Here is a 6,955-nt window from a genome sequence, read left to right as displayed (position 1 = left end):
CTGCCTCCCCCCTCTCCTCGTGTCATGGCTGAAGCCGTGACACGTCCTCTGGGCGGCTCTGCCGCCTGTGGACGGGAGGCGGAGCCTCCTCCGGAGCATTCCTTAGGCTCTCCTGCCTCCCCCCTCTCCTCGTGTCATGGCTGAAGCCGTGACACGTCCTCTGGGCGGCTCTGCCGCCTGTGGACGGGAGGCGGAGCCTCCTCCGGAGCATTCCTTAGGCTCTCCTGCCTCCCCCCCTCTCCTCGTGTCATGGCTGAAGCCGTGACACGTCCTCTGGGCGGCTCTGCCGCCTGTGGACGGGAGGCGGAGCCTCCTCCGGAGCATTCCTTGGCAGAGCCAAGGAACGAGGGGGAGAGAGAGGGGGAGAGAGGAGGATAGAGGACTTAGCCGATCGCCTCCCCATAGAGGTCGTAGGCGTCGGCATCGATAACCGTCACAGGAACCAGGGTTCCCAATTGCGGGGACATTTCAGGAGATCCCTCCACATAAATCACCCCGTCGACTTCCGGGGCAAAACGGGCCGATCGCCCAATCCATTGTCCCGTGCGTGGGTTGAGTTCTTCAACTAACACATCAACCACCTTGCCAATTTGCTGTTGATTGCGTTTTTGGGAAATCCCCTGCTGAATGGACATCAAGATATCTCGCCGTTCGTCCATCACCTCTTGGGGAACTTGATTTTCCATGGAGAAGGCTGGGGTTTCTTCTTCTGGGGAGAAGGTGAACACCCCCACATGATCGAACTCGTGACGCTTGACAAACTCCACCAGATGCTGGAATTGTTCGTCCGTTTCGCCGGGGAAACCCACGATAAAGGTGGTGCGTAACACCGCTTCAGGGAGGGCTGCTTTGATGCGATCAATAATCTCGTCGTTCACTCGTCCTTGCCAGGGACGGTTCATGGACTTGAGAACGTCGGGATGAGAATGTTGTAGGGGTAAATCCAGATAGGGGAGGGCGTTGGGGGTGTCGCGAATGGCATCCATCACCGCTGGGGTGATGCCGGTGGGATAGGTGTAGTGCATCCGCACCCAGGGAATATCGACCTTGCCCAGTTCTCGCAACAGTTCCGCCAGTTTAGGTTTGCCGTAGAGGTCAACGCCGTAGTTGGTGGTAATCTGCGAGATCAGAACCAATTCTTGGACCCCTTGTTCGGCCAGTTGTTCGGCTTCGGCGACGATGGACTCGATGGGGCGCGATCGCTGGTTGCCCCGCAGATGAGGGATAATGCAAAAGGCACAACGATAGTCACAGCCTTCGGCAATTCGCAGATAGGCGTAGCCCTGGCTGGTGGTGCGATAGCGGGGGGTGGATTCGTCGGCGATGTAGGTGGGGTTGGCTGAAATCTCTTTGACGCGCTCCCCTTGTTGGGCACGCTGGATCACATCGACAATTTTGTTATAGTCTCCAGTTCCCACGACGGCAACGGCTTCGGGGATTTCGTCGAGGAGTTCTTCCTGGAAGTGTTGGGCCATGCAGCCGGTGATGACAATTTTTTTGCCCTCTTCGGCCAGTTCAACCAGGGTCCGCACCGACTCTTCCCGCGCGGCTTGGATGAAGCTACAGGTGTTGACGATGACGTAATCGGCGAAATCTTCGCTAGCATCGATGGTGTAGCCGGCTTGTAGCAGCAAGCCAAGCATATGTTCGGTATCGATGCGATTTTTCTCGCAGCCGAGATGGGAGACGGCGATGGTGGGAGTGCCAGACATAGATGAGTTGTAAGGGGCGTTGATAGGGACAGAGAAGATTTTGCTGATTTGGCGTGACCTGTTGTGGTTGGGCCACACGCACTTATACTACACTAAAACTGGGATGAGGGGTTTTGTAACTGATGGTGTTGACGTTGATGCTCGCCCCCGAATACTCAACCCCCCAATACTCAACGTTGTACAAGTTTAAACAAACCTCTGCATTATGACTGACCTCAATCGTGGAATCATGAAGTTTAAAGGTGCGGATACGCCGGTGGCGATCGCACTGTCCTCGGTCTTTATTCTCGGTGGCATTGCGTTCTTGCTTTGGTGGGCGTACCAGGCTGCATATGCCGGATAATCCAACCCCGGACAAGAGGATATTGTTAAGAAATCCTGGCGTTGTCCTCGGACAAGCCGGGGTTTCTCATGTTTTATAACCGTCGTAATGCTGCTTGATTCATCGTCTTTCATGTACTTGTTTTTGGCAACGTCTGATATTCCCCCTCTTTTGGGAAGTGTCTGGCTCGATATTGCAGTTCTCATTTTGACGTTACTGTTATCAGGGTTCTTTTCTGGGTCAGAGACAGCACTGACGGCCTTGGATAATTTTAAGATTCGCTCGTTAATTCAGGAGCCAAAGAGTCCTAAATTTATTTTAAATGCTTTATTAGAAAATCGGTCACGGTTTATTATTACGATTTTGGTGGGTAACACCCTAGTCAACAATCTTTCGGCGATTTTGACGAGCAATTTATTTAGTATGTGGTTGGGCAATCGAGGGGTGGGAGTTGCCACAGCAGTCATCACTTTTTTGGTGCTAACGTTTGGGGAGATTCTACCTAAATCTGTCGCGATTAACCATGCTTTTCTCATTTTCTCAATTGTTATTCACCCGATTTATTGGCTGTCCAAAGTTCTCTCGTTTTTACGGGTGATTCAACTCTTTGAGGCGGTGACTCAATTTGCCTTGAAGCGATTTAAGTCGCGGTCTGGCCAGCAAGGGGAGTCTGTGCGAGATTTGCAATTGATGATTGAAGTCCTCGGTGGGAAAGGTAAGTTGGATTTCCATAAACATCAGCTTCTGAATAAGGCGTTGATGCTGGATAGTTTGAATGCCAAAGATGTGGTGAAATCGCGAATTGAGATGCGGACGATCGCCTATGATGCCAGCTTACAAGAACTGGTGGATTTGTGTTTAGAAACCGGCTATTCTCGGATTCCGGTTCAGGAGGAGTCGAAGGATTGCATTTTGGGGATTGTTCACCTCAAACGGGCCTTGCAACATCTGCGATCGCATCCCCAGGGGGGCGGCGATCGCGTCACCACGATTATGGATTCCCCCGTCTATATCCCGGAAACGAAGCGCGTGGCGGATTTACTCAAGGAAATGCTGCAACAGCGACTCCATTTGGCGATCGTTGTCGATGAGTATGGAGGAACGGTGGGGTTGGTGTCTCTCGAAGATATCTTAGAGGAACTCGTCGGCGAAATTTATGATGAAAGTGACTTTCTCAGCCGTCTCGAACGGGCCAAACAATTGAGAACCCCTCCTCACCCCGGCGATCACCTTGACTTCCCTGAGGGGCGATCGCGGTGAGAACCTCGGCTGGGCGATTCTCAAGAACCGGGTGGCCATGACGGGATAGTCTACCTGGGAAAACTCCCAACTTAGCCAAGGCTACACCTGGATTTTGAGGTCAAATGTCACCCCGCCGCCCCAAGCAATAAATTGAGAATAATAATCTAAATCGCAGTTCTGATTAGATAAATCTATCTAAAATTATTGCTAATCTTTCTCAAAAAATCAAAACACCTGCTACGCTAAGACCAACACTATTGCACTTAATTCTCAATAAACATCGATTCCATTGAGAATGATTCACGGAGTTGTTTTGCTTAAATCGCGCCATGTCTAAGATTCCTCAAGTTATCTGGCTTAACCCCAATCCCAGTTGGCGACGGTTCCACCGCCCTCTGATGCAGGATTTATCGAAAACCATGCTGGTTGCCGAGTGGGAGTATTGTCAACATGCTGACGAGCCAACGTCGCTGGACCTGGCGCTCAACCTTCTCCACGGCTATTTGTGCGATCTCAACCATCCGGTTCATTTGATTGGCCATAGTACTGGGGGAACCTTAGGGTTGCTCTATAGCCGCCGTTATCCAGAACGGGTGAAATCCTTGAGTTTACTGGGGGTTGGCTGTCACCCAGCGGTGGATTGGCAGGCTCATTACTATGTGCAGCGGCAATTGTTACCTTGTAGCCGGGAGATGCTGTTAGCCCAAATGGTGCGGGCGATCGTTGGTTCGTGTTCCTGGGAGGATACTAAACTGGGAATCAGGATTTTAGAGGCGGATTTACTGAAATCTCCCTCGGCTCATTCTCTGTATGAGCGCGATCGCATTACACCGGGGGGCGTTTCGGTGCCTCTGTTCGTCTGTGGGAGTCGCGGCGATACCATTGTCGATCGCCGCCAACTTCAAGGCTGGATTCCCTGGCTCAAACGGGGCGATCGCCTTTGGGAGCATCCGGGAGATACCCATGTTTTCCATTACTTTGACCCAACCTCCGTCGGCGATCGTATTCGTAGTTTTTGGCAATACCATACCCAGACTTGCTTTCTCTATCCTCAAGCGGCGTGAACATCTAGGCTCAAAACCTCCTAAGTTCTTGACAATCGCGAGAACTGACTGCGATAGAGTAGAAGATGTCTGTACGCAAACACTGTCATTCAGCTTTCATGAAAGATCTCAATCTCGAAAAAACCATCGAACTTCTCAATACGATTATGGAGTTCGAGTTAGCCGGAGTGGTGCGCTATACCCACTACTCACTCATGGTGACCGGCCCCAATCGGATTCCCATTGTGGATTTCTTCAAGGCCCAAGCGACGGAGTCGTTGCTTCATGCCCAGCAAGCCGGAGAAATTCTCACCGGAATTGGCGGCCATCCCAGCCAGAAAATCTCGCCTATTGAAGAAAGTTATCAACACTCAGTTTCCGATCTCCTCCATGAGAGCTTGAATCATGAGCAGGCCGCCCTGGATATGTATAAGCAACTGTTAAGCACCGTCGAGAATGCCAGTGTTTACCTTGAAGAGTACACCCGAGGCATGATCGGCACCGAAGAACTGCACACCATTGAGTTGAAGAAAATGCTACGGGACTTTAGCTAGGGAAGCCACCTAGACCCACGCTGCCTATAATGGCAGGGATAGGATATTGACCTGACGGCTAACTGTTGCGATCGCCCATGACTCTGGATTTGACGGCTGCACTCCCCACCTTCGTGATTACCTTGCGAGAAGGCTTTGAAGCCGCTTTAGTGGTGGGGATTGTTTTGTCTTGTCTCAAAAAAGCCCAGCAATCCCAACTCAAATCCTGGGTATTTGGGGGGGTAGCGGCCGGAATTGGGGCCAGCGCCCTCGTGGGCTGGCTGTTCTACAACGGAATGCAGGCCTTGCGCCGTTCCGGGCATCCCTATACGCCGGTTGTGGAGCCGTTGTTAGAAGGAACGCTCTGTGTTGTGGCGATTGTCATGCTCAGTTGGATGTTACTCTGGATGACCCAACAGGCGCGATCGCTCAAGGGAGACATTGAAGGAGCGGTGACATCGGCCCTAGAGCGAGGGGAAACCCGCTCAGAGACTCCCCTGGTACAACCCCTAATCCAAGGAAATGCCGCCGCTTGGGGGGTGTTTAGCCTTGTCTTCATTGCCGTGTTGCGCGAAGGCTTTGAAACGGTGGTGTTTATTCTAGCGAAATTTCAACAGGGATGGATTCCGACGTTAGGAGCTGTAGCTGGCTTAGCCGTAGCGGCGACGTTAGGGCTGTTGCTGTTTCGCCTCGGGGTGAACATCAATATCCGCCAGTTTTTCCGGGTGATGGGGGTGTTTCTGTTGCTGATTGTCTCGGGCCTCGTGATTTCGGCCTTGAAACAGGTCAATGGCGCGGTGGAGGCGTTGGCTGGGTTACAACCCCAATTTGCCAATTGGTGCGATCCCAATGGCGCCTCTTGTGTTCTCGGGGGACTGGTTTGGGATGCGCGAGCCGTCTTACCCGATCAGGAATTTCCGGGAGTGGTCTTGAAAACTCTCTTGGGTTACCGCGATCGTCTTTATCTCGCCCAGGCGATCGCGTATGTGAGTTTTTTACTGGGTGCAGGATGGCTGTACTTCCAGAGTCTGAGAGGAACTGCGGTACCGAAAGCCAGCCATCCCCATCCAGCAGAACGTTAGAGTGGCTCAGAACGATGAAGAACTATCGAAGTTCCTCCAGCCAACGTTCCAAGTCTTCTCGACTGTCCAACTGCAACAGGTTAACCGCCAAGGCCTCAACCTGGTCAATGGTCAAACTCCGCACCTGCTGTTCAAGTTCTGGGCTTAGAGGTCCAAAACGACCCACTAATAAACGTATGACCAAGGAAATTTCACGTTGAAGTCCTTGTTCAAGTCCTTGCGACAATCCTTGTTGCAGACCCTCTTCAAGTCCTTCCTGCTTAGCACGACGCTCAACGGTAGTGACGTATCTCATTCTCCTTTGCTCCTCCAATTGACGAACTTGTTGCCAAAACTCTTCCTCTAACGCATCCGGGAGACGCATCAGCCAGTCAATGAAATGAAATAGGTTAATCACATCCTGGCGAGACCAGCCTCCTTCATAGAGGCGACGAATTAGCGTCCACTTCCAATATTGACGCTCTCTCCCATTATGGCGGGTTTCTTGGGTTTTCAGGTGCGCCATCACCACCACCCCAAAGGGATTGTTGGTTTGCTCGAGGTCTGACCAATGCTGGCGATAGTCTAATAGCTTCACCGTGGGGAAGCTGAAGCTCAACTGACAGCCGAACAGGTCTTCATTGAGCTGTTGAGGTCGCCAGGAGTGGCGTTCGTCTGCTAGGACGGCAAAACTGGCCACTGGGCGCGAGTAGCGATCGCGGATGCGATAGTTATACTGGTACATCCGCTCGATAAAGTCCTCATCGGCCTGACTCTGGATTTCGATATGCACCAACACCCAAGCTGTTGAGCCATCGAGGCGATAGACTTTCACCAACTTATCGGCGAAGCGTTTCCCCAGTTCAGCATCCCGAACCACCTGTTGCAGTTCTTTGTCTAGGAACTCTACGGGCCTTGTCCAATCGATTCCCTGACTGGCCTCGGGAAAGAAAAAACTCATGAATGGCTCAAAGTAGCATTCGATGAGGTCTTTCCAGGGGCTATCAAAGTCTATATTTGGGGGGTGACGGTCTGATGTCAT

7 protein-coding genes are annotated in these 6,955 nt (G+C 51.9%); 4 read left to right on the top strand and 3 right to left on the bottom strand.

What is annotated here, in order from left to right:
* Positions 1-383 precede the first annotated feature (383 nt).
* Both rimO and R6U67_RS10335 read right to left on the bottom strand, forming a co-directional pair.
* Complete coding sequence (gene rimO / locus R6U67_RS10340) at positions 384-1,712, bottom strand: 30S ribosomal protein S12 methylthiotransferase RimO (protein ID WP_410252466.1); 1,329 nt, start codon at positions 1,710-1,712, stop codon at positions 384-386.
* 82 nt (positions 1,713-1,794) lie between these two features.
* Positions 1,795-2,070 carry a hypothetical protein gene (locus R6U67_RS10335; RefSeq protein ID WP_410252467.1) on the bottom strand — a complete coding sequence of 92 codons (276 nt, stop codon included), beginning with the start codon at positions 2,068-2,070 and terminating at the stop codon, positions 1,795-1,797.
* Positions 2,071-2,178: 108 nt separating this feature from the next.
* Between R6U67_RS10335 and R6U67_RS10330 the strand changes: the two genes are divergently transcribed.
* The 4 genes from R6U67_RS10330 (at position 2,179) to R6U67_RS10315 (ending at position 5,934) form a co-directional block, all read left to right on the top strand.
* Positions 2,179-3,294, top strand: coding sequence for a hemolysin family protein (locus tag R6U67_RS10330; RefSeq protein WP_410252465.1), 1,116 nt, complete (start codon positions 2,179-2,181; stop codon positions 3,292-3,294).
* A gap of 311 nt (positions 3,295-3,605) precedes the next feature.
* Positions 3,606-4,340 (top strand): alpha/beta fold hydrolase, encoded by a 735-nt coding sequence (locus tag R6U67_RS10325; protein WP_410252464.1) that lies wholly within the window; start codon positions 3,606-3,608, stop codon positions 4,338-4,340.
* A 98-nt stretch (positions 4,341-4,438) separates the two neighbouring features.
* On the top strand, positions 4,439-4,873 hold the full coding sequence (locus R6U67_RS10320) for a bacterioferritin (RefSeq protein ID WP_410252463.1): 435 nt from the start codon (positions 4,439-4,441) through the stop codon (positions 4,871-4,873).
* Between the two features lie 77 nt (positions 4,874-4,950).
* On the top strand, positions 4,951-5,934 hold the full coding sequence (locus R6U67_RS10315) for an FTR1 family protein (RefSeq protein WP_410252462.1): 984 nt from the start codon (positions 4,951-4,953) through the stop codon (positions 5,932-5,934).
* A gap of 22 nt (positions 5,935-5,956) precedes the next feature.
* Here R6U67_RS10315 and R6U67_RS10310 read toward each other — a convergent pair.
* Positions 5,957-6,955: Rpn family recombination-promoting nuclease/putative transposase (locus R6U67_RS10310; RefSeq protein WP_410252461.1), on the bottom strand; the 999-nt coding region annotated here is incomplete at its 5' end.

It is taken from the genome of Sodalinema sp. (assembly GCF_046483825.1).
In the GTDB taxonomy this organism is placed as follows: domain Bacteria; phylum Cyanobacteriota; class Cyanobacteriia; order Cyanobacteriales; family Geitlerinemataceae; genus Sodalinema.
The sequence above is the reverse complement of the archived record's forward strand: the minus strand, read 5'-3'. Positions and strand labels throughout refer to the sequence as shown.

Bases quoted from the DNA above. Each gene is read 5' to 3' on its own strand.
- rimO (WP_410252466.1), bottom strand. From the start codon at position 1,712: ATGTCTGGCACTCCCACCATCGCCGTCTCCCATCTCGGCTGCGAGAAA.
- R6U67_RS10325 (WP_410252464.1), top strand. From the start codon at position 3,606: ATGTCTAAGATTCCTCAAGTTATCTGGCTTAACCCCAATCCCAGTTGG.
- R6U67_RS10320 (WP_410252463.1), top strand. From the start codon at position 4,439: ATGAAAGATCTCAATCTCGAAAAAACCATCGAACTTCTCAATACGATT.
- R6U67_RS10315 (WP_410252462.1), top strand. From the start codon at position 4,951: ATGACTCTGGATTTGACGGCTGCACTCCCCACCTTCGTGATTACCTTG.